At 46.8% G+C, this 24,302-nt stretch carries 14 protein-coding genes; 8 read left to right on the top strand and 6 right to left on the bottom strand.

Annotated elements, in window-relative coordinates:
• Positions 1-352: 352 nt before the first annotated feature.
• Positions 353-1,585, bottom strand: a complete 1,233-nt coding sequence (nhaA, locus tag ABIX36_RS16850) for a Na+/H+ antiporter NhaA (protein WP_348083333.1) — start codon at positions 1,583-1,585, stop codon at positions 353-355.
• 92 nt (positions 1,586-1,677) lie between these two features.
• Entirely contained in the window at positions 1,678-3,207 is a 1,530-nt protein-coding gene (locus tag ABIX36_RS16845; protein WP_348083332.1) for an ammonium transporter, read from the bottom strand.
• 756 nt (positions 3,208-3,963) lie between these two features.
• Between ABIX36_RS16845 and ABIX36_RS16840 the strand changes: the two genes are divergently transcribed.
• The gene (locus ABIX36_RS16840; RefSeq protein ID WP_348083331.1) at positions 3,964-4,356 is read left to right on the top strand and encodes a hypothetical protein; all 393 of its coding nucleotides are present in this window, start codon (positions 3,964-3,966) and stop codon (positions 4,354-4,356) included.
• 14 nt (positions 4,357-4,370) lie between these two features.
• Here ABIX36_RS16840 and ABIX36_RS16835 read toward each other — a convergent pair whose 3' ends face one another.
• The gene (locus ABIX36_RS16835; RefSeq protein WP_348083330.1) at positions 4,371-6,257 is read right to left on the bottom strand and encodes an ATP-binding protein; all 1,887 of its coding nucleotides are present in this window, start codon (positions 6,255-6,257) and stop codon (positions 4,371-4,373) included.
• A gap of 189 nt (positions 6,258-6,446) precedes the next feature.
• Here ABIX36_RS16835 and ABIX36_RS16830 point away from each other — a divergent pair, with 189 nt between their 5' ends.
• Entirely contained in the window at positions 6,447-7,076 is a 630-nt protein-coding gene (locus tag ABIX36_RS16830; protein ID WP_348083329.1) for a class I SAM-dependent methyltransferase, read from the top strand.
• A gap of 160 nt (positions 7,077-7,236) precedes the next feature.
• On the opposite strand, the gene ABIX36_RS16825 is transcribed toward ABIX36_RS16830, so the two are convergent.
• Positions 7,237-7,743 carry a DinB family protein gene (locus ABIX36_RS16825; protein ID WP_348083328.1) on the bottom strand — a complete coding sequence of 169 codons (507 nt, stop codon included), beginning with the start codon at positions 7,741-7,743 and terminating at the stop codon, positions 7,237-7,239.
• 196 nt (positions 7,744-7,939) lie between these two features.
• Here ABIX36_RS16825 and ABIX36_RS16820 point away from each other — a divergent pair, with 196 nt between their 5' ends.
• From ABIX36_RS16820 to ABIX36_RS16805, 4 genes are all read left to right on the top strand, one after another.
• Positions 7,940-9,448, top strand: coding sequence for a choice-of-anchor I family protein (locus tag ABIX36_RS16820; RefSeq protein WP_348083327.1), 1,509 nt, complete (start codon positions 7,940-7,942; stop codon positions 9,446-9,448).
• A 129-nt stretch (positions 9,449-9,577) separates the two neighbouring features.
• Complete coding sequence (locus tag ABIX36_RS16815) at positions 9,578-11,401, top strand: hypothetical protein (protein WP_348083326.1); 1,824 nt, start codon at positions 9,578-9,580, stop codon at positions 11,399-11,401.
• Positions 11,402-11,403: 2 nt separating this feature from the next.
• Entirely contained in the window at positions 11,404-11,895 is a 492-nt protein-coding gene (locus tag ABIX36_RS16810; protein WP_348083325.1) for a GyrI-like domain-containing protein, read from the top strand.
• Positions 11,896-12,062: 167 nt separating this feature from the next.
• Positions 12,063-12,245: a hypothetical protein gene (locus tag ABIX36_RS16805; RefSeq protein WP_348083324.1), complete on the top strand. Its 183-nt coding sequence runs from the start codon at positions 12,063-12,065 to the stop codon at positions 12,243-12,245.
• A 139-nt stretch (positions 12,246-12,384) separates the two neighbouring features.
• On the opposite strand, the gene ABIX36_RS16800 is transcribed toward ABIX36_RS16805, so the two are convergent.
• On the bottom strand, positions 12,385-18,567 hold the full coding sequence (locus tag ABIX36_RS16800) for a gliding motility-associated C-terminal domain-containing protein (protein WP_348083323.1): 6,183 nt from the start codon (positions 18,565-18,567) through the stop codon (positions 12,385-12,387).
• A gap of 460 nt (positions 18,568-19,027) precedes the next feature.
• Positions 19,028-19,678, bottom strand: coding sequence for an NAD(P)H-binding protein (locus ABIX36_RS16795; protein WP_348083322.1), 651 nt, complete (start codon positions 19,676-19,678; stop codon positions 19,028-19,030).
• 189 nt (positions 19,679-19,867) lie between these two features.
• Between ABIX36_RS16795 and ABIX36_RS16790 the strand changes: the two genes are divergently transcribed.
• Entirely contained in the window at positions 19,868-22,942 is a 3,075-nt protein-coding gene (locus ABIX36_RS16790; RefSeq protein WP_348083321.1) for an amidohydrolase family protein, read from the top strand.
• An 18-nt stretch (positions 22,943-22,960) separates the two neighbouring features.
• Positions 22,961-24,268 carry an amidohydrolase family protein gene (locus tag ABIX36_RS16785; RefSeq protein WP_348083320.1) on the top strand — a complete coding sequence of 436 codons (1,308 nt, stop codon included), beginning with the start codon at positions 22,961-22,963 and terminating at the stop codon, positions 24,266-24,268.
• Positions 24,269-24,302: the final 34 nt, after the last annotated feature.

Here is a 24,302-nt window from a genome sequence, read left to right as displayed (position 1 = left end):
CAGAAACTGGCCATTTGGTTTCCTGGGAGAATGATATTAGATTTGATGTAGCAATCATGCCCAGTCAGGCTCCGGCCCCATGGGGCCGAAGCCTGACTGGGCATGACACAGTTTATTTTACAGACCCGCTAATTAGATGATATTTAAAAGTTCAAATGCCTACCAATGTTTAAAAATCTGGCGAAGAACATCTGTACTGCTGCCAGTTGTGCGTATTTCGCGGTTTATCTTTTCGAAAAGAATCGTGGCCAGACATTACCCCCCCCATTAGCCAATAAAAAAGCAACCCCGCTTATCACGTCAGGGCTGCTAATTCAACCTACCTTGAGCCACCATTTTATCAATCCAGAACTTAATTTAGGTTCAATTCCAATGCACCGGCAACATCGGGTCTTTCTTCCCTTTCGTCGGTAGCAAGTTCAAAGGTCATATTTACACTTATCATAAGGAAGTATGCCATACTCAACACCAGCGATAGCAGTACACTTACTAATACCGCCACTTTTGCTACATCCTGAAAAGCCTCCTGCTTAAAGGCAAGCATAGTGGTGAATATAGACATGGTGAAGCCAATACCGGCTAACATGCCCATGCCAAATACCTGTTTCCATTTTACATTGCTGGGTAAGCTGGCCATTTTTAAGGCTACCAGCACCCTACTGAATAAAAATATGCCTAACGGTTTACCGATAACCAAGCCAAATATTACACCTAAACCAACGGTAGTGGTTAAAGAGCTCAATATGTGCTGAGGGAGTAAAATGGCTGTATTTGCTAACGCAAAAAGCGGCAGTATCATAAAATTCACCCAGCGGTGTATGGCTTTCTCTATCTTTGGCAGGGTAGCCACCGGGGTAGCAAACGCTATTAGCACACCTGTTATACTGGCTTCAACACCTGAATTAAAAATGGCATACCACATAGCCAGGGAAAGTACAATGTGTAATGCGCCAAACTTAACCTTGTAATAATTAAGCACAAACAACGAACCGTAGATTGCCGCTCCTATACCGAGGAACAACCAATTGATATGACCACCGTAAAACAATGCGATAACCACAATGGCGCCCAGATCATCTATAATGGCCAACGCCATTAATAATATTTTAAGGCCCACCGGTATTCGTTTGCCCAACAACGAAGCTATGCCAACCGAAAACGCTATATCGGTAGCGGTTGGGATGCCCCAGCCGTGCATATAGCTGGTATGCAAATTAAAAGCTACAAATATAAGAGCAGGCACCAGCATCCCCCCAAGTGCCGCGCCAAAAGGCAATACCGCTTTTTTGAAAGAAGACAATTCGCCGCTTATCAGCTCGCGCTTAATTTCCATACCGGCCATTAAAAAGAAGAAGGCCATCAGGAAATTATTGATAAGGCTCAAAAAGTTATCGGGTAAATGAACAGGCAAATCTGCCGTAACCCATTCGCCGTTCCATAAATTTTTATAGGCACCTGCAAAACCCAGCGAGTTTGCCAAAAACATAGATGTAAGTGTACAAACAATGAGCATAATGCCTGTAAAGCGGCTATCATTTATCAGCATCCGCAATGGATTGATGGCTTTGTTTATTATCTTTTTCATGGCGATATAATTCTGCTTTTTAAAATCAACAATACCCGGCGGGATTAATAACCGCCGGGCAATTTACTATATAAGTGTCGCGGCCTTTGCAATTAATCTATATAACCCTGTACACCCATTTCCGGGATGTCCAAGCCTGCAATTTCGTCTTCAGCTTTTACCCTGATAGGTGTAATTTTATTTGATATTTTAAAGAATGCGTACATTACTACAAACACAAACACAAGGCAGGTTAAAGTACCCAGGCTTTGCGCTCCAAGCTGGCTCGCATCGCCGTAGAACAGCCCTTTTACAGGGCCGGCAACACCGTTCCAACCATCACCATAGCTACCATCGGCAAATAACCCTACTGCTAATACGCCCCAGGCTCCGTTAACACCATGTACCGCAAATGCACCAACCGGATCATCAATTTTTACTTTATAATCCATTATGTAAATGGTAAGCACTACCAGGCAACCTGCTATGGCACCAATAATTACTGATGACAGAGAATTTACAAACGCGCAGGGCGCAGTAATAGCCACCAAACCGGCAAGCATACCGTTAGCCAGCATACCCGGATCTGGTTTCTTTTTTTGGATGTATAACAAAACCAATACCGCAAGTGTACCTGCTGTACCGGCCATCATGGTGTTCACAGCTACTATACTGATACGGAAATCGCCACCGGCCAAAGTTGAGCCCGGGTTGAAACCGAACCAGCCTAAAGCAAGGATGAACGTACCTAATAAAGCCATTGGTATATTGTGCCCCGGTATGGTATTGGTAGTACCATCGGCATTGAATTTGCCAATACGTGGGCCAATGATGATAGCACCTGCAAGTGCAGCAACGCCACCCACCATATGCACAACGGATGAGCCTGCAAAATCAACCATGCCATGGCCCAAACCAAAATTGGCACCTAACTGCGACAACCAGCCGCCGCCCCAAACCCAGTTACCATATATAGGGTATACGAACATGGAAATAAAGAAACCGAATATGAGGAAGGATTTGAAAGACCAACGTTCTGCCATGGACCCTGTAGGGATGGTTGCTGTGGTATCCATAAACACCATTTGGAACAGGAACAGGGTAAATACGCCTACATCATAAACATCGCTGTTTAAAAAGAAGCCTACCGAGCCAGCCAGCCCAAAATCGTGGCCAAACATATGTACCACATATTCGTGGCTTATTACGCCGGGGGCACCGCCAAGGGTGGCCGCATTAAGCGCGCCGCCAAACATAAAGGCGAAACCGCATATCCAGAAACCAAACATACCTACCGCATAAACCATAAAGTTCATACCCATTGTATGTGCTACGTTTTTCTTTTGTGTAAAGCCGGTTTCAACAAGGGCGAAACCTGCCTGCATAAACATTACCAGGAAACCTGCAAGCAAAGTCCACATAATGTTGATAGCAATTTTATTGTGGCCGGCCACTTCGCCAACTTCACTAACAGTTGGTTTACCGGCGGTAGCTGCAGGTACATCATTAATAGTACCGGTTTTAGCGCCTGTAGCATCCTGCGCGAAAGAGCGCGTTGGCTCAAAAAGCATCAGCAATAAAACTACTACCGCACCTATTAAAAGGTACGAAGGGATTTTTTTTTGTAAAAATTTAAAATTCATAGTTGTGAGGGTTAAGTATTTGTTGTTATTAATAGTTTGCCTTAAGGGGGAATAAAAGATAAATTTTACAAAAAAACGGTATAAAAACTAAATAGCCGTTCTTTAAATGCTAATCTAATAGAAAAAAAATAAAAAAGTATAAAATATTGCAATATCTTATACTTTTTATTTAAAATAATAACATAATATGGTTTTTGGTTGAAATACACACGGAAAATTGATTTTTTTTCATAAATTAAAAACAGTTTATATCAGAAAATAAATAGATACTATAAAATTGCAACTTATATTTTAAAAAAACACCAAAAAAAAATCCCGAATGTTAACACTTGCAAAACTTTTTGTCTTTTTCTGCATAATTTCGCTGCCGTTATTTGTATCGGGCAGACAACGAAAGGCATCTTATAAAAAAAAGAACGATTCGGAAGCATATTCTGAGTATAGTGTGAGTGAAGACGGAATTGAATGGAGGAAAAAGACCGACAACCCCTATAAAACAGATTCTTAACCCTTTCACACCCACTGCACAAATTCCCTGGCGTTTGTGTCAAGGGGGGGCGACCGATTGAGAATTTGGGTGTCGCTATTAGTGCGCAACCCCAACCCAACTAAACCCGATTGCACGAAAAGCCCGCTTCTACCGGCGGATTGCAGGGAAAGCGGGGCAGAACCTAACCTAAGCAATACTGATTTACCTTTTCAAATTGCTGCAATCACCCTTGGAACAGTATTTGCATACCATCAATTAAAAGCAACATGGCAAAAGCAAAACATATAAGAAAAGCGGCGCGGATACTGCTGGGAGCTAATTTGATATTCGCGGGGGTAAGCCACCTTACTTTTGCCCGTAAGGATTTCAGGGCGCAGGTGCCCGATTGGGTGCCGCTGGATAAAGATGATACCGTTGTGTACTCCGGCATAGCGGAAATTGCCCTGGGTAGTGCGCTGGGGCTTACGCCGGATAAATACCAGGAGGCGGTTGGTAAAGCAGCGGCGGCATTTTTTGTGGGTGTTTTCCCGGGCAACATTTCGCAGTACCAAAATAAGCGCAGTGCCTTCGGACTGGATACCGACAGGAAAAGACTGGTAAGGCTGTTCTTTCAGCCGGTGCTGGTTTTCTGGGCGTTAAAAAGCACTAATAATATTTAAATGAAGATGCGAGTTTAGTTCGATTTCAGCGGCAGGGTGAACCAAAATGTACTCCCCTCGCCTACTACGCTATCAACGCCTATTTGCCCGCCGTGGCGTTCGATGATCTCGGCACTGATATAAAGGCCAAGGCCGAGGCCGCTGAATTGCACACCGCTGGCATCAACACGGTAATAGCGCTCAAACAGATGCGGCAGCTTTTCTGGCGGGATGCCCCGCCCAAAATCCTGTATGGATATTTTGGCCATGTTGGCCGTTTGAGCGATATGGAGGAGTATCTTATTGGAGTCGGGCGCGTATTTTATGGCATTGTTTACCAGGTTCACCACTACCTGGTCTATTCGTTCTTTATCGGCATGTACCTGCAATTGGGTGTCGCCCGTCAGGATAAGTTCATGCGTACCAATCAGGCGCACATGGTCGCAGCACTCGTTTACCATTTCGGCTGCTATAAAATCTGTTTTATGCAGCGCCAGTTGCCCTTCCGCAATTTTAGATACGTTTAAAAGCGCGTCGACCAGGTGCTGCATTTTGGTAAGGTTGGTGTTGGCCTTCTCTAAAAACACAGGGATCCTATCTGACGATGGCTGCGTTTTTACGAGGCGCTCCAGCAACTGCATCGACGCTTTTACCGAGGTCATGGGAGTTTTAAGTTCGTGGCTGGCAACGCTTATAAAATCGTCCTTCTGTTGTTGCAGGCGTTTAAATTCGGTGATATCTAAAACGGTACCCAACATACGGTAGGGTTTATCGGCACCATTGTAATACACATCGGCCTGTACGCGGATCCAGTGCAGGCTATCGTCTGGCCAAACGAGGCGCACCTCATAAAACAATTTGCCCGTTTCCATGGCGCGCTCGTGTGCGGCCTGGCGCAATGCAAGGTCGTCTTTGTGTATCCGCTGCCTATACTCGTCACGGGGGCGCGCGCCGTCGAATCCAAAAATGGCGTTAAACCTGTCGGAAGTAACCACGCTATCATTAACGGGGTCGAAATCAAAGGTCCCTATCTCGGCGGCATCAATGGCCAACCGGGCGCGTTCTTCAGCTTCTTCAATACGGCGGCGGGCAACAACCTTATCGGTAACATCTATGGCAATTACCATAACGGCGTTATTTACGCCTGCTACGTCGCTTATCGGCTCGTAAACAAAATCAAGAAACACTCTTTCCGGTTTTCCCTTGCGGATCATCGTAACCTCGTGTTCCTTGGCAAAAAAGGCCACGCCTGTTTCAATCACTTTATTTAATACCGGCGCGTAAGCTTCGGCCGCTTCCGGCACCGCATCCCAAATACCCCGATGCTCTAACTCGCTGCGACTTTTACCTACCAGTTCGAGGTAGCTGTCGTTAGCCATTTGCACCACCAGGTCGCCCCCGCTAATAATGCAAATGCCCAACGGTGCCTGCATAAAGGAGGAGTACAACTGCTGTCGCTGATTTTTTAGCGCATCTATCCCGGCTTGTTCTTTCTGGTTCAACTTATACAGTTCGGTAACGTTGGCGGGCGAATGGATAAAATACCTTACCTCGCCATTGGCATCCAATATGGGGGTGTTGGTAGTCGTCCAGTAACGCTCTTCAAACTCATCGGTACCGCGTATGGGAATATCATAGCGGTAGTTATGCATGGTATGCGATTGCTTGGTTTGAATGGCCTGCTGAAACGAGAAGTGGGTCATTTCGATATTGCGCGATACCTCATCCGTTGGGTTGCCCGGGAAGGTGCCGAAAACGGAGGTGCCCACCATATCGCAGCGTTGCGTATTGGTGGCCCGGCAATAGGCATCGTTAGCATCCAGTATGGTATAATACGGCGCGTCTATATCAACAATAAGTATGGCAGCCGGGCTGCTTTTAAAAATATCCTGATAACCGATATCGGGTGTAGATGTAGACATACCGTAAAATATATTTTCTTAAAAGACGGCGGCAAGTATAGGTACGGAACGGTAAATAAAAGGCTAAATTACAAAAGATCTGTATTATAACACAAAATCTTTGCGTGTGTTTCAGGTATTCAATTTTGTTAATAAACGCCATATTCGTTATGAAAAATGTATTATATTGCAGCAAAATATATAATATTTATGGCAGAATATCAGGAACATAGTTTCTTCAGCGAAGATGCCCGTCCATTTTGGCAATACGTTCAATCCACTATGATCTCGCTTTTAAATAAAGACAAGAACCGTTGCATCCTCGATCTGGGGTGCGGCAACGGCTACCTGGTTAACTTTCTTATTTCACAGGGGTACAATGCCTACGGAATTGATGCCTCGCAAACCGGCATTGCCATTGCCAATAAAGTTAACCCGGGCCGCTTTTTTATCCAGGACCTTGACGACAACCAACTCCCCGCCGAAATACGCGACATGCCGTTTGATACCATCGTATCTACCGAGGTGATAGAGCATATTTATAACCCCTTTATTTTTATGGCGCTTTGTAAAGATGTGCTCACTAAAAATGGCGGCGGCGAGCTGATATTAACCACCCCTTATCACGGTTATTTTAAAAACCTGATGCTGAGCGTTTTTGATAAGTGGGACAAGCACACCAACGCGGTTGCCGTTGGCGGGCATATTAAATTCTGGTCGAGGGCATCGCTGGGCCAACTACTTACCCAAACCGGCTTTGAGGTTACCAATTTTGTTGGTTGCGGCAGGTTGCCCTATTTTTGGAAGAGTATGGTAATGAAGGGGAAACTGGTGGTGTAAGTTATGCATCCTTGCTCAGGTGTCCTATCCCGTAAGTAATGTCGAATAATGAATTTCGAATATCCAAGGCCGAAGGTCTTCTTCATTATTCGTTACTCAACATTCGATGTTCGATATTTCAACAAAAACTCTATTTCAGAGTAAGGTATGATGAGGCTTACTAATTCACCAGCACCTGGTGGATATTCTCCAGCTGCCGGGTATGCCTGATGGTATGGCAAGCCACAAAATGCAGCCACTCTAACCTGGTGAACGGCCCCGAGCCTGGGATCTCAAAATCGAGGCAGATGTCGGTTGGGTTGAGCGGTTTAAAGGTTTGCTGGATCTCTTCGCTTTTATCATTGTATTTACTCAGCACTTCTGCTTTATTCTGAGGTTCTTCGGTAGGTAATATAAATTCGGGAGATTTTAATTTGGTGCTGAAGTCCAAAAATATATTCTCTATAAACGCATTACCGGCATCGGGCTTTCTATCAGCGGGTTTGGTGTTACCGGTGAGCACTTCGGGCAGCCCCCACTGCGATTTCAGCATATGGTCGGCAACCTGGGCGGGCGTCCAACTGCCCTCAAATGGCACCGTGTTAAATTGCTGTTGGTTAAACATACCCAATACCTTTAAAAAGTTATCGGTGGCGGTTTTGTACTCGTTAATGGCTTGCTGTATCATAGTGTTGATTACAAATATTTATCAGTTGGTTTGCTATGATAAAGATACGCCCAATTCCAAAAAGCCAGCGGGTGTAAATACGGCCATTTAAGGGGTTGTTAACGACATGCTAAATAGTAACACAGGCTTAACCTATTGGTAAAAATCATTTAACGCCCGGGTGATACTTTTACCGTTTACATAAACACCCTATCGTATGAAGCATTATTTACTACCTTTCTTATTTTGTATTTGTCTGTTCAGCTGTAAAAAGGATCCGAAGCCCGAGACTGATTTTTTTGTAAACGAAGACCCTGCCACCTTTGAGGAGATAGGCAGTATTGATATTGGAGACGTTGGCGCAGCGGAGATCACTGCTTTCGACCCGGCAACCAACCGCTTATTTGTGGTGAACAACGGCGCGGTGAACAAAATAGATGTGATAGATTTTAAAGACCCGGCGCACATGGTGGTCATTAACTCTATCAGCGTGGCACCTTACGGCGGCGCGGTGAATAGCCTGGCCGTTTATGGCGGCAAAGTGGCCGCGGCCATCGAATCGGTTGATAAGCAGGTGCCGGGTAAGGTGGCCGTTTTTAAAACCGACGACCTGAGCGAAGTGAAAGTGATAAATGTTGGCTCCCTGCCCGATATGATCACCTACTCGCCGGATGGTAAATACATTTTAACCGCAAACGAAGGCGAACCTAATACCACTTACACCAACGATCCTGCTGGAACGGTGTCCATAATTTCGGTAGCAGATAATTACAGTGTAAATACCATCGATTTCGCCGCTTTCGCGGGTCAAAAAGCCGACCTGTTGGCAAAGGGCTTCCGTATATTTGGTGTGGATAAAGATTTCGTAAAAGATATCGAGCCGGAGTACATCACTATTTCGGCAGATTCCAAAACCGCGTGGGTAACCCTGCAGGAGAACAACGGCATCGCTAAAATTGATATTGCCGCCAAAAGCATCACCAATATTTTTCCGCTTGGTTTTAAAGATTACAACACCGACGGCAACGAAATTGACCCGAGCGATAAAGATGACAAATTCGCTCTTGCAAAATGGCCGGTAAAAGGCATTTACATGCCCGATGCTATTGCTGTGCTGGAACAGAACGGTATCCCCTACCTGTTTACGGCCAATGAAGGCGATGCCCGCGAGTACACCGCTTTAACCGAAGTTAAACGCGTAAAAGATATTAAGCTTGATGCAACGGCGTTCCCTACCGGCGCAATCTTAAGAACCGACACGCAACTGGGCAGGCTTAACATTACCACCACCCTGGGCGACGCGAATGGCGACGGCATTTTCGAAGCGCTTTATTCGCTTGGGGCACGCTCCTTTAGCGTTTGGAACGGCAGCAACGGCAACCAGGTATTCGATAGCAAAAATGAGCTTGATGTAAAAGTTAACGCAGCGAATTCTTATGACGATACACGCAGCGACGATAAATCTGTTGAGCCCGAAGGCATCACCATAGGCAAAATCGGCAACAGACAAGTGGCGTTTGTAGGTATGGAAAGAGCGGATGCCGTTGCCGTTTACGATGTTACTGATGCCACCAAACCCTCGTTTCTGCAGCTGTTAAAATGCGGCGATGCGCCAGAAGGAGTGCTTATTATCCCAGCCAAAAACAGCCCTACTAAAAAGAGCCTGTTGCTGGTAAGCAGCGAGAACGACGGCGTTATTAAAGTCTATACTCCAAAAACCATATAATTTTCTTTGTGTAATTTAGCCGCCTCATTGCACTGGGGCGGCTTTTTTATGCGCGGTATATTTTATTAAATAATTTGTAAAATGTAACCAAACCCCTATTTTCATACCCATAAACCTTATTCAATTTCCATGAAGAAATTCGTCCCCTTTAGTTTATTATTCTCTGCCATTTCTATCTGCAGCTACGCGCAACAGAAATACGCCTACGCGGTAGACCTGGTAAACATTACTAACGACCAAGTGGCTGTAACGCTTACCACACCCGCTATTTCGCAGGAAAGCACCGTATTCTCCTTCGCCAAGGCCATTCCCGGTTCTTATGCCCGCAAGGATTTTGGCCGCTTCATCGTCAACTTTGAAGCCTTCGATAAATACGGCAAAAAGTTGAAGGCCGAAAAGCTAAATAAAGATCAGTACCGCATCAGCAATGCCAATACCCTCGCTACCATTAAATACAAGGTGAACGATACCTGGGACCAAAAACACGACGACTTTATTTTTCAACCCGGTGGCAGCAATATAGAGGCGGGCGTAAACGTGGTGATGAACAACCACGCGTTTTACGGTTATTTTGAAGATTATAAAAAACTGCCGATAGAAGCAAGCATCAGCAAGCCCCAGGATTTCTTCGGTGCTACGCATTTGGATGTGGAACACCCGGCGGCCAATCTGGATGTAATAAAGGCTAAAGATTTTGTTTACCTGGCCGATAACCCGGTGATCTACTCCCGCCCGGATACCACTTCCTTTTACGTGGGCCAAAGCAAAATAAACGTGTTTGTGTTTTCGGCAACGGGCAAGGTAAAAAGCGCGCAGGTGGCAGGCTACCTAAAACCTATCGCGGCGTCGCTCAGCGCGTTTTTCAATGGCTTGCCGGTAAAATCGTACCAGTTCCTTTATTATTTTGAGGATCCTAAAAAAGCCCTTGCCGACCGCAAGAACGGCGAAGGCGGCTACGGCGCGCTGGAACACAACTACTCTTCGTTATATTATTTACCCGAGGTACAGTACGAAAGAGACCTGGTATCGATGGTGAACGATGTATCGTCGCACGAGTTTTTGCATATCCTTACACCGCTCAACCTGCACAGTTTCGAGATTGAGAACTTTGATTTTACGGATCCAAAAATGTCGGCACACCTGTGGATGTACGAAGGCGTTACCGAATATTTTGCACACCTGATACAATTGCAGAACGGACTGGTAGACGAGAAAGGTTACTTTAAGGAAATGCGCAGCAAAATGAACGCGGCGGAAGAGTTCGGCAATTTTTCGATGACCGAAATGAGCAAGCGCGTAATGGAAGACAGCTTTCAGAAAAAGTACAGCAGCGTATACAACAAAGGGGCGCTGATCGGTTTCGCGCTGGATATGTTCATCCGCGAGAAAACCGGGGGCGCTAAGGATTTGAAAGGGGTTATCATATCCCTCACCCAAAAATACGGCGCAAGCAAACCCTTTAACGACGATGACTTTTTAAACGATTTCGTTGCCGCATCGCACCCCGATGTAAGGCAGTTTATAGATAAATATATCGTTGGTACCGAAACAGTGCCGTATGGAGATTACCTTGCCAAAGTGGGCTATGAGTACGCCGCACAGAAGGATATACAAGCCTTTTATCCGGGTAAAATGGGACTTAAGTTTGAGAACGACGTGTTTGTTTTTACCAACGTTGGCGATAACCCGCTAAAAATAAAGGAAGGCGATATTTTTAAAAAGATGGATGGCAAAGAAATAACACAGGCGAACCTCGATGATGTTTGGGAGGAGTATTTTAACGAGAACACCAAACACCCCGAAATTGAGATAACCGTACTGCGGGATGGCAAAGAAAAAACCATGAAGGGCCCCATCTTTGACGGCCATTTTAAAACAAAGAACTACCTGGCGCCAATGGCCAATCCATCGGCTGAGCAGCAGGCGGCACTTAAAAAACTCGAAGGGAAATAGATATGGTGATCCGGTTTGAAATGCTGCCCGAAAAAAAGTTTATCGGCAAGCGCCTGAGTATGACGTACGACGATAATAAAACGGGCGAGCTGTGGCAAGGGTTTATGCCGCGGCGAAAGGAGATAGCGGATACTATCGGCACGGAGCTGTATTCGGCAGAGGTTTACCCGGAGCAGTTTTTCACCAATTTTAACCCGGCCACGGAGTTTGAAAAATGGGCGGCGGTGGAGGTGTCATCTTTTGAAAATATCCCTGAGGGGATGGAAACCCTCTTATCGCCGGGAGGTTTATACGCGGTATTTATACATTACGGGCCGGCAAGTACCGGCCCCGTAACGTACCGCAATATTTTTACCAATTGGCTGCCATCCATGGCTTATGATGTTGACGAACGCCCGCATTTTGCCATTATGGGCGAAAAATACAAAAGCGATTCGGAGGATTCGGAAGAGGAGATATGGATCCCGGTTAAGCCTAAATATCCTACACATTAAAATTCACCACCCTAAGCGTAACATTTATACCACCAATGCCGACTAACATTTAATTGCGCCAACAAACAGGCCGTTAGAACGTTATAACTCGTATTGGCTTTTTTATCAAAATATAAAGCTATATTAAGCTTATATTTTTAGGGAAGCGACTGCTTTAAGGGGAATTTATGGAAGATGTTATTATACAAGTTATTGTTACCGCCTTTTTGGTATTGATGCCGTTGTTTGGCCCTAAAATCAGGCGGCGCGAACCCGATTTTAAACAGCAAACGCAGATCCATTCTATCTATGGCATCAATGAGGATGGCAAGCTGGAATTACTAAAGAAAGAAGGCGAAGAGAACGCTTAACCCTTATTCAGCAAATTAAGCCTTAGGCCAGGATCGACATAGATAGCGCCTCAATGCGGCATTATTGATCACATAAAAGGCCACAAGAAAATCCCCTGTGGCCTTCTTTATAATTTAGTGGTGCCCTCCTGCCTTAGTATCAGTACTTAATAACCAAATAGCCTGTTTTACGGATCACTTCGACACCCTTTTTATATTCCAGTGAATAAAAATACGTGCCCGATTTTTGCAGCGTTCCGTTGGCGGCGCGCCCGTCAAAAGCTTTGCTGTAATTATTGTAGCCGCTAACGCTGTAGATCAAATCACCATTACTATTCATTACTTGCACGGTGTTATCCGGGTAAGCGCCAATGCCATCAATAGTAAACACATCATTCACTCCATCCGCATTTGGCGACATCCCCTGGTGTACATTCAGCTCGGGGTTTACATCCTCTGATAAAACGTCCTGTTCTACCAACATCCGTTTTTGGTTGGTAGTTAATAACAAAACAGGAGCTGCACCGGTAGTTGTGTTAGCGCCATTATACCTGCTCAGGTTGTACCCTTCTAACCCGGCTGCACCGTTATATTCAATAACTGTTGCGCGGTAAGTTGTTGACGGGCTTAAGCCAACGATGTTTACGCTATTGCCTGTGCCATTGTAAACACAGTACCAACCGCTGGTACCTGCCTGTGTACCCAATGCAAATGTATTATTAGCGCTGTAAGTGGTTTGTTGCGTAACGCCCAGCGCACCGCTGGTGCCTATTCTTACAAACACCGCACGTGCCGCGCCGTTGCTGTTTACCCAGCTTAAGGTGGTTGATGTTGCTGTGGTATTGCTAAATGCTAAAGAAACCGCGTAGCCGGTTGGCGGGGTTGCCGGGATGATTGGCTGGGCCAATGTAGTAACGTTTTCTGAATTAAAACGTTTGCCATATGCCACACTACCGTTATTACCCGAGCCATTATAATCAACTACGGCAACCCGGTATGTAGAGACAGGCGATAAACCTAATAGGTTTACAGAACTGCCCGTACCCCTGTAAACGCAATACCAGCCGTTATCTAAAGGAAAGCCAGATGTATACGGATTGTTTGGCGCATAGCCTACACCATCTACCGGGGTAAGCGCGCCGCTTGTGCCCAGTTTAATAAATACTATACGGGCTGCGCCGTTACCATTCGTCCAGCTTAAAGTGCTTGTTGTTGCCGTAGTATTGCTGAATGTTAATGCTGTTGAATAGCCGGATGGCGCTTCAATTGGCGTTGCCAAATTTGAAGGTACTATGCCCGTAGTAAGGTACTTGGGCGCTGCAATAGTGCCGCTGTATTCCACAACTGCCACGCGGTAGGTTTGCGCACTGGCCAGCCCTACAACATTTACTGTGGAGCCTGTACCGTTATAAATACAATACCAGCCTGTTGTACCAATTTGGTTGCCGGATGTATACCTGGTGTTTGCTGAGTAATAAACATCGGCAGGCAGTGGTGCGCCACTGTTAGTTTTATTAATGAATACTACACGGCCAGTGCCGTTACCGTTTACCCAGTTTACGGTGGTAGTGGTGCCCGTTGTACCTGCAAAGGTTACTCCCTTTGCCTGCACCGTGCCTACCGCATTTAAAGTGGTAACATCAGCAGGCGCGAACCTTGCGGTCAGGTATCTTTCGTTACCGTTGCTACCATTATATTCTATTACCTCGGCGCGGTAAGTGGTACCGGCCAGCAGGTTAGATATGTTTACCGATGATCCGTCGCCGTTGTAAACGCAGTACCAGCCCGCTGTACCCAATGGCTTACCCGAGCCATACGCTGCGTTTGCATTGTAGGTGGTATAGTCTGCCGGCAATGGTGCTGCGGTGCCTTTTACACCGATGAATACCGCACGTAAGCCGCCGTTGCCTTTTGTCCAGCTAAGGGTGGTGCCTGTTGTTGTTGTATTGGTAAATACCAGCGTATTGGCATAACCGCTTGGCGCGTTTACAGGCGTGCCGGCTACAAATGCATAGGCTGCACCCAAAGGCTGCGGTTTGGTTAGATCGCCCACATTAGGGTAATTGGCGTCAGCTATCATTACATTTTGGTTTGGCACCTTGCTGCTATCGCGCGGGTTGCCTATAAAAGCGGTTGCGCCATCCGCGCTTACCGCTACAGCAAAACCAGCCGATGGCCCAAAACTTGTAGTTTGTTTTACCCAATTGGCATTACCGCTGCGGGTATAAACTACTGTACCGCTTCCCTCGGCAAACATGATTACGCTGCCATCTATATTGAGGCTGCCTCTGCCATTTTGAGGCAATTGCTGTTTAAGCGCCCAGGTATCACCATTACGGCTATACACTGATGCACCTGTATTACTATTCGAGATAAGCAACAAAGCACCATCGCCACTCAGTGCCAGTTTATCACCAGCTATATTTGGAAGATCGGTGGCAAGCACCCAGTCAGCATCAGTTTTCACGAATACGGAAGTATACTGGTTGCTCCCGACAGGCGAACTTGCGGCAATTACCTTCGCATCGGCACTTATAGCTGCGGTGGACGTTGTAACCGCCGCGGTGATCGTTGTATTTGCTGACAAAGGAATATCTGACCCCTCCACCCAGTTGCTGCCAATGCGGTGATATACTTTTAATGTTCTAATTTGGGGTGTTCCTCCTTTAGTGCCTTTCCCTGTATGGTAGTCGCCTATCACAGCAGTGTTACCATCTGCACTAAGTGCCGCTGTCTGGCCTCCGCCAATGCCGGCGCCCTCGGTCCATACGCCGTTTACTTTGTAATAAAACGCTGCAAAACTCCCGGCATTAATGCCTCTGGCTCCTTGCCCGGTTACAATTGCTATTGTGCCATTTGCATTCATGGTACTCTCGTAACCCCTGGGGCCGTAGTTTCCGTTTTGGGAGCCTGTGCTAAACACTCCTCCGGATTGTTTCCAGGAACCGTTTTGGCGTTCATAAAAAATCACACCCCCATTTACAAAATTTTGTATTTCGCCAACGCCCATGCCTGCTACAGCCGAATTACCATCGGCGCTGATGGCTACCGAATAGCCCTGTTGTGCGCGATATAATGATAGTGGTGCCCTTGCAGAGTTGTGTGATATATATTTTGATGTATCGGCCAATGCTGGGCCTTGCTGTATGTTGGGGTAAAGTGTGGGTGTTACAGTAAAGTTACCTGCTGAAATATCGCCATCGGTAATGGTTACTGCGCCCGTATTAGTACCGGGCATAACCAACGCCGTTAATGTTGTACCAGTATTGCTTACGTTTACAGCGTTTACACCACCAATTTTAACGGTAGTGCCCAGGAAACCCGTGCCTGTAACTTTTATGATAGTGCCTACAGGCCCGGCGGTTGGGCTAATCGATGCAACGGTAATTGGATCACCGGTTATATAAGCCGTAACCGACCCTACACCAGGGCCATTTGGAAGCCCAAAGGTAAAATCAGTCTGGTCGCCGGAGAATGCGGTCGTACCATCGGCGCTTATGGCTACCGCCGGGGCAAACTTTTCAGATAAGGTAACATTTCGTTTTACCCAAGTGCCGGCACCATTACGTGTATAAACCACGGGGCCGGTATTACGCGTAAATATGATACTATTACCATCTGCACTCATAGCGCCGTCACCGGGTTCTGCTATGGTTTGCGCAAGGCTCCAGGCGGTGCCGGTGCGCATGTATACATTTCGGGCTATCAATAATATATTTCCATCGGCGCTTAAGCTGGTTGCATTATCACCCAAAGGTAAATGGGTTTGCACCACCCAATTTGTACCATTATATATCAAAACATGCGTACCACGGTCATTCCCCGATACAGCGGCAATGGTTTTCCCATCAGCACTTATCCTTACTAAGCTGCCTGCCGTTACCCCTGGGCCAAGATCAATGGTTGCCGGCATAGGTGAACCAGCTACTTCAGGGTCTTTTACCCAAGCACCGTTAACACGATGATAAACCGTAATACCCTCACTAACGCGTACACCGTCATACGTTGCATACCCTACTACAGTGGTATTGCCGTCTGCACTTAATGACGATGTTCTGCCATGTCCAAGTTCGGCCGTTTTTTTCCACAAGCCATTTTGTTTTTCGAAAGCGTATACTAAGCCATTAGAAGCCTCTCCGAGGTAATTAGAACCGGAAATAGCCACCGTACCTTCGGCATTTATAGATATGCTTCCTCCGAGCCGTACATCTTCAGAACTGCTTGCATAGTACTGGCCGGATTGCGCCCAGGTGCCATTAGTTCTTGCATAAAACGTTAGGCCACCCCTGCCTACGCCGTTTAAGCCGTTAAGCGATCCGGCAATAGCGGTATTGCCGTCTGCACTCAAGGCAAACGAACTGCCCTGGCCAACAGGCCGACTTCCGTTATAGGTATTTAAATCGGCCATTATCGGCCCCTGCTGCTGTTTTGGATATGGTGTAGCCGTTACCGTAAAGTTGCCGCTTGTAACCGCGCTGCCTTTAGTAACGCTCACTATACCGGTAACCGCGCCCGGCATTACCATACCGGTAATAATCGTACCTGTGTTTGATACCACGATGGCATCTTTACCACCTATATTTAAGGTAGCCCCATCCAGGCTAACACCTGTTACTTTTACCAACGTACCCACCGGCCCGGTTGTTGGGCTTACTGAGGCGATGGACATTGGTGGCGCTACACTGTACGCCGTAAGTGAACCGTAAGGGTCGGTTCGGTAACTCGTATCAGTTGTGGTAATATATTGGCCGTTCTCATAAACTGTATTACTGGTATAAATTTTTGTTTGCACCTGTCCTACGCTGTTATCATCTACGTTACCCGAGAAGGCTGTTGTACCGTCGGCACTAATGGCTACCGAGGTAGCCGGGTCTGCGGATAGTGCTGTGTTTTGCTTTACCCACACACCCGTGTTGTTACGTGTATATATTACGGGGCCGGAATTACCGCTAAACAATATGATGTTGCCATCGGCTGTAATGGATGCGGTGCCCGCCTCTGGTATGATTTGCGCACTGCTCCAGGTAGAACCGGTGCGGGTAAATAGTTTTGAGTACCCCGGTGCGGCAGAACCGGGATAACCTGCGTTTGTGCTTAACAAAACGTTACCATCGGCGCTCAATGAAATAAGGCCAGCCGCTCCTGTCAGCAATTCTTCTTTAACCCATTGTGTACCATTCAGCTTCATAATAAAAGTACCACTTAAGTATGATGTAGCGGCCAGCGTTTTTCCATCAGCACTTAGCGCCACGTTGCCACCTGCCTGTTGGTTTTCTCCAAAATCTATCGTTTTTACACTATCGGGTATCCCGGTCAGGTTAAAAGAGCCGTCGCCCGGCAACGTTGGGTCTTTGGCCAAGTTGCCGTTTATACGATGGTATACAGTTGTATACTCCGTTGCGATAGCACCGCCCCTAACGTATCTGAGAGCTCCATATCCAGTTACCGCGGTGTTGCCATCGGCGCTTACCGCAACCGACTGACCATACCCCTGGAAGGTAGTAGGTTTCCATACCCCATTTTGCTTTTCAAATATGCTTATCGGCGCGTTGTAGGGGTCGAAATCTGCGGAATGGGTCACAAAAAGCACTGTTCCATTGGCATTTAACGCAAGTGCTTTTCCAAATGGAGCAGGGCCAATACTGAAATTTAAAAAATAATAGCCGGTTTTCACCCAGGCACCGTTATGCTTTTCATAAAATGTTAACCCTCCCGGTATAGCGTAGGCTTGTTGTGTTTCGTAATTTAACCCCACCAATGATGCTGCAACGGCTGTATTGCCGTCGGCGCTTATCACTACGTTATTGCCTTGTTTTACATTTTTGTACCTATAGCTTGTGGCAGGCAGTGGTAGCCCTCCGTGAGATTCAGCGTATTGTAGCTGATAAGCATTAGGGTAAGTTGTAGTATCCGCCAGTTTAGCGCCCAACTGTTGTGTTGGGAATTGCGTAGCCGTTACGGTAAAATTAGTAGCAGAATTTACATCGGCACCAGTATTTACGGTTACTTTACCTGTAATTGCGCCGGGCATAACCATACCTACAATTTGTGTGGCGGTATAGGATGTTACTATAGCAAGCTTACCGCCAATGGTAAGCGTAGATGCCGCGGTAAAACCGGTACCCGTTACGGTTACCAGCGTACCGGGAGCGCCCGATGCAGGCGCAAATGAGCTAATGGTTGAAGCGAATGCCGTAGCATGTCGGCCATTGGCAGCAGGGATCGGTTTAGCGGCAAACGCAGAAACAGCAGCGCAGGTAATAGCAAGCGCCAATGTAATTGCTTTAGCCCTTCGATAAGAGAGTTTGGGCAATAAAATTGCAGATAAGGCAGGCTTTTTCATCTTATGGTAAAATTGTGTTCGTACTAATAGTTGGCTTATGACGGCCGCAGCGGTTTTTATAAAAACTACAGGCATAATATAGGGACTGTGATAATACCGCTATTTAAAAGACTTAAACAGCAGCAGGTTACGGCTTTGTATGCTCCAAATATATATGTTTAAACTATTATAGTTTAAATAAATAATAACAAAATTGCTTTGTAATAAATATGATACACATTGATATCAAGAAGCGAAAACAACACGCGTATATAGTTAAAATACAATATCTTACACCGATTATAAATGATATACCTTATTAATCACTTCACAAAAAAAGTGATAAAATATTTCTTTTGAGAATAATTTTTGAGAATAATATCGCGAAAGGTAATTCTCAGTATCTGACCCCATCTTGCTCAAACAAAAAAGCACGTCGTTTTGCTCGCTGATTCTTTACTAACAGGTTTCAGTTAAAATTTTAAGCCGATATCACAGGCATCTGCCGCACGAAAAGATTATCCTGCAATACCTGTAATATAAACCCGGCAACATCTCCCCGACTGATGGTAAAACGGGGCTTAGGTTGGTTATTAAGGCTAACAATAACCGGTTTTCTTTTTGCTGAATTGACCAACCCCGAGGGCCGCACTATAGTATAATTTAATACCGACGCAGCGAACAAACCTTCCTGCCGTTCATGATCGCTGTACGCTACGCCCACGTTGCTGTTATCTATCACCCATTTAAACCACCAGGGGATCTCCCCGCGGGTATCGCTTGTTCCCCATGCGGAGGTAATTATTATCCTGTCGATATTATTTTGCGGTGCCAGGTCAATAATAAGCTCGGCTACTTTGGAAAGAAAATCTTGTGGGGTCCGAAGTCTGGCCCATGGGAAATCGGAGTTTCGGGAGATATTGAGGGCGCTTAAAATGGCGTCGCAGCCCTTCATGGCGTTGTTCAGCATTTTGCTATCCGCAGGCGAACCTTCAAAAACCGTTAATACCGGATGCACGCTCATGAGGGATCTATCGCGAACCAAAACATTCACCTCATACCCTTGCTGCAAGGCTTCCTGTAAAATCAATTTACCGGTACGGCCAGTGGCACCTAAAATTAATATCCGCATAATGAGTAATGATTATCGGGTTTCTTTGCCAATCCACCTGCTACGCTTCATTTTGTCTGAACCCGAATTTATTAAACTCGGGTTCAGACAACGCCCCTCTTAACAAAGATGTAACAATTGTATGATTTTGTCTTAACCGATAATTCCGAAACGAAAAATTAATAATTTAGCAGTAAACAATCACTTCAAATGAAAAAACCTTTACTTTTTTGTTTTCTCCTGCTAATATTTCAATTAAGCCGCGCCCAGGAAACATTCCCTGTAAACGGCAGTTGGGATATCCGCCCCGGGAAATATGCCTTTACCAACGCTACCATCGTAGTCAATGCCGACCAGACCATCAACAAGGCTACCCTCTTAATTAACGACCGCGTTATAGAGGCCGTTGGCGCGCAGGTTACCGTACCAAAAGGTTACGTCACCATCGATCTGAAGGGCAAATTTATTTACCCCGGCTTAGTTGATGCCTACACTACTTACGGTATCCCCGATGCGCCACGTACTACTGGCGGCGGTTTTGGCGGCCCGCGTGTTTACACTTCCACCAAACCGGGCGCTTATGGCTGGAATGAGGCTATTCGCCCGGAGATAAACGCCAAGACGCTTTTTCATGTAAACGCTGATGCAGCCGAAACTTTAAAGAAAAACGGATTTGGTACCGTTCAGTCATTGATCCATGATGGTATTGCCCGCGGAACATCCGTAGTAGTGAGCCTTGCCGATGAACGCGATAATTTTGTGATGCTAAACGACCAGGCCGCCGCGCATTACTCCTTCAGCAAAGGCACCGCAGCTACCAATTATCCATCCTCGCTAATGGGAAGCATAGCCTTACTGCGCCAAATCTACCTGGACGCTGCATGGTACAAAACCCAAAAAACCGAGTACAATATTTCGCTGGATGAATTTAACCGCACCCAGGCGCTCCCACAGATCTTTGAGGTGAGCGATCCGCAATCTATCCTCCGCGCGGTAAAAATTGCCAAAGAATTTGGCAAGCAATATATCCTGAAAACCGACGGCTTGGAGTACCAGCGCATCGCCGCTGTAAAAGCTACCGGCAGCACACTGATAGTTCCGCTTAACTTCCCTGCCCCTTATGATATTGAGGACCCGCTGGATGCACGTACCGTAAGCTACGGGCAGTTGAAAGCCTGGGAACTTGCCCCTACCAACCCCGGCGTGCTGGAAAAAGCAGGCGTAAAATTCGCGCTGACCTCTTACGGTATAGCCAGCGCCAAAGATTTCTGGACCAACCTGCGCAGCGCAATCAGCTACGGGTTGACCGAGAAACAAGCGTTGAACGCCTTAACCACCGTTCCCGCCGAAATACTGGGTGTGAGCGATAAAGTAGGCACCCTTGCAAAAGGCAAAATGGCCAGCTTTATCATCACGTCCGACAGCTTGTTCAAGGCCGAGAACGTGATCTACGAGAACTGGGTAGAAGGCCGTCAGTACGTAATATCAAAAATGGACGTATCTGATCTGCGCGGCACCTACGTCCTTACCGGCGATGGCTTCGCCAACACCGTTTTAAAAATCAGCGGCACACCGGCCAGCTACAATGTAAATATTGAGCGCACCGGCATCGATAGCGTAAAAGTAAGCGGCACCATCACCCGCACCGGCGATGATGTAAATATCTATTTTAACTATAAAGCCAAGCCTGCGGGTGTGATCCGTTTGGCGGGGCATATATCATCGGTATCGCCCATTACCATTCGCGGTAACGCCATATTGCCTGATGGAAGTTCTACAGGCTTTAGCGCCACCTACACCGGTGCCGCCCCTGTAGGGCAAACAGCAAAGCCAACGCCTAAACCCAATTTAGCGGTTGGCCCGGTTATTTATCCTTTCGCGCCGTTTGGTTATACCGTATTGCCTAAAGCCGAAAGCGTATTGCTGAAGAATGGCACCGTTTGGACCAACGAGAAAGATGGCATCCTGCAAAACACTGATGTATTGTTAGAGAATGGCAAAATAAAAGCCGTTGGTAAAAACCTGGCAGCAGGTAACGCTAAGGTGATAGATGCAACAGGCAAAAACATCACCGCGGGCATTGTGGATGAACACTCGCACATTGCGGCAACCGGCGGCATTAACGAGGGCACCCAATCTGTAACCTCCGAAGTGCGCATTGCCGACGTAATAGATGCCGAAGACATTAACATTTATCGCCAGCTGGCAGGTGGGGTTACTACCTCGCACATTCTGCATGGCTCGGCAAATGCTATTGGCGGCCAAACCCAGTTAATTAAACACCGCTGGGGTTTATTGCCCGAGGAAATTAAGTTTGAAGGCGCTGATGGCTTTATCAAGTTCGCGCTGGGCGAGAACGTAAAGGGTAGTAACAACAACATCACCCCGGGTTCTGTGCTGCGTTTCCCGCAAACGCGTATGGGCGTGGAGGAGGTTTATATTGATGCCTTTACCCGCGCTAAGGAATACAAAGCCGCACGTGCTGTAAAAGGTAACACCGTGCGCCGCGACCTGGAGCTGGATGCCCTGGCCGAAATACTGGATAGCAAACGCTTTATCACCTGCCACTCCTACGTACAATCAGAAATTAATATGCTGATGCACGTGGCCGATTCTATTGGCTTTAAGATCAACACTTTTACCCATATTTTGGAAGGTTATAAAGTGGCCGACAAGATGAAGGCGCACAACATCGCCGGCTCTACCTTTAGCGATTGGTGGGCCTACAAAAACGAGGTTGCCGAAGCTATCCCCTACAATGGCAAGCTGATGCACGAAGTTGGTTTGGTAACCGGCTTTAACTCGGATGATGAAGAAATGGCCCGCCGCCTAAACCAGGAAGCCGGCAAAGCGGTAACCTATGGCAACATGAGCCAGGAAGAAGCATTGAAACTGGTTACCCTTAACCCTGCAAAAATGATGCATGTGGATAACCGCATCGGCAGTATAAAAGCCGGTAAAGACGCGGATATTGTGATATGGTCGGCCAACCCGCTGAGTATTTACGCGGTTGCGGAGAAAACTTATGTTGACGGGATCTTGTACTGGGATTATTCGCAGGATGCCGAAAAACAAAAGGCGGTTAAAACTGATGCTGCGCGCATTATCCAAAAAATGCTGGAGCTGAAAAACGCCGGGCAAAACACCCAAAAGCCGGGCGGCCCACGCAGGCCACGCTCCTACCAATGCGAAACGTTAGAGGAAGAAAACTTTGCGGTGGCAGACGAGTACACCGAAATGGAAAAAGAACGCGCCGCGAAACAGGCAGCAAGCAAAATACGATAACCCCAAATGATAACAACCATGAAAAGAACAATTTTAAGCATAGGGGGATTATTGCTTGGCACTACCCTCGCCTTTGCGCAGGCCAACATATTGCCTGCAAAAGCACAAAGTAAAGCCATTATCATCACCGGCGCCACCATTCACGTGGGCAACGGCCAGGTGATCAGCAACGGTTATATAGCATTCGATAAAGGAAAAATCACCGCGATTGGCGAAGGGGCTGGCCCGGCAACCGGTTACGAAACAATTAACGCTACCGGCAAACAAATATACCCCGGCTTTATAGCACCCATTACCACGCTGGGTTTAATAGAAGTAGAATCGGGCGCGCGCGGCACAGTAGATGATGAAGAAACCGGCGAATTAAACCCGCATGTACGCTCTATTATCGCTTACAATACCGATAGTAAGGTGATCCCAACGGTACGCAGCAACGGTATTTTACTGGCTCAGCCGGTACCAAGCGGCGGCCTCATCCCCGGCGAATCATCTGTAGTGCAACTGGATGCCTGGAACTGGGAAGATGCGGCCTATAAAACCGATATAGCCATTCACCTTAACTGGCCATCGGCAGTACCCGCCCGCCGCAGAGGCCCTGCTGCCCCGGGTGTACAGGCAGAAACCCCTGCCGAACGCGCGCAAAAAGCGATAGATGCCCTTACCCGCCTTTTCACCGAAGCTAAAGCTTATGGCGAGGGCGCCAAACCCGCAACAAGCAACCTTCGCTTGGAGGCGATGAAGGGTTTGTTTAACGGCAGCAAAAAGCTTTTCATTAATGCCGATGCTGCCAAGCAAATTATGCAGGCGGTTGCCTTTGCCAAACAGTTTGGGGTACAGGCGGTAATTGTTGGCGGCAAGGAAGCCTATTTGGTTACCGAAACTTTAAAAGAAAACAACGTACCCGTTATCCTCCGCGAAACCCAAACTTTGCCCGATAAGGATGAGGACGATGTATACCTGCCCTACAAAATGCCAAAAATATTGCAGGATGCAGGTGTGTTATACGGCCTCACCGGTACCGGTTTCTGGCGTCAGCGCAACCTGCCCTTTGAGGCGGGTGAAGCAGTAGGTTACGGTTTAAGCAAAGAACAAGCCGTATCCATGATCACGCTTAACAACGCCAAAATTCTTGGCATCGATAAAACCACCGGCTCATTAGAAGTGGGTAAAGACGCCACCCTGTTCATCTCCGCCGGCGACGCGCTGGATATGATCAGCCTGAAGGTAGAAACCGCCTTTATACAAGGCCGTAGCATCAACCTGGATAACCTGCATAAGCAATTGTATAGGAAGTTCAGCGAGAAATACGGATTGAAGGCGGATTAAATATCTGTGCTATAATTGTGATGGAACGCCGGGT

This window comes from Mucilaginibacter sp. (assembly GCF_039925265.1).
GTDB lineage: Bacteria > Bacteroidota > Bacteroidia > Sphingobacteriales > Sphingobacteriaceae > Mucilaginibacter.
This window is presented reverse-complemented; position numbering and strand designations above follow the sequence as displayed.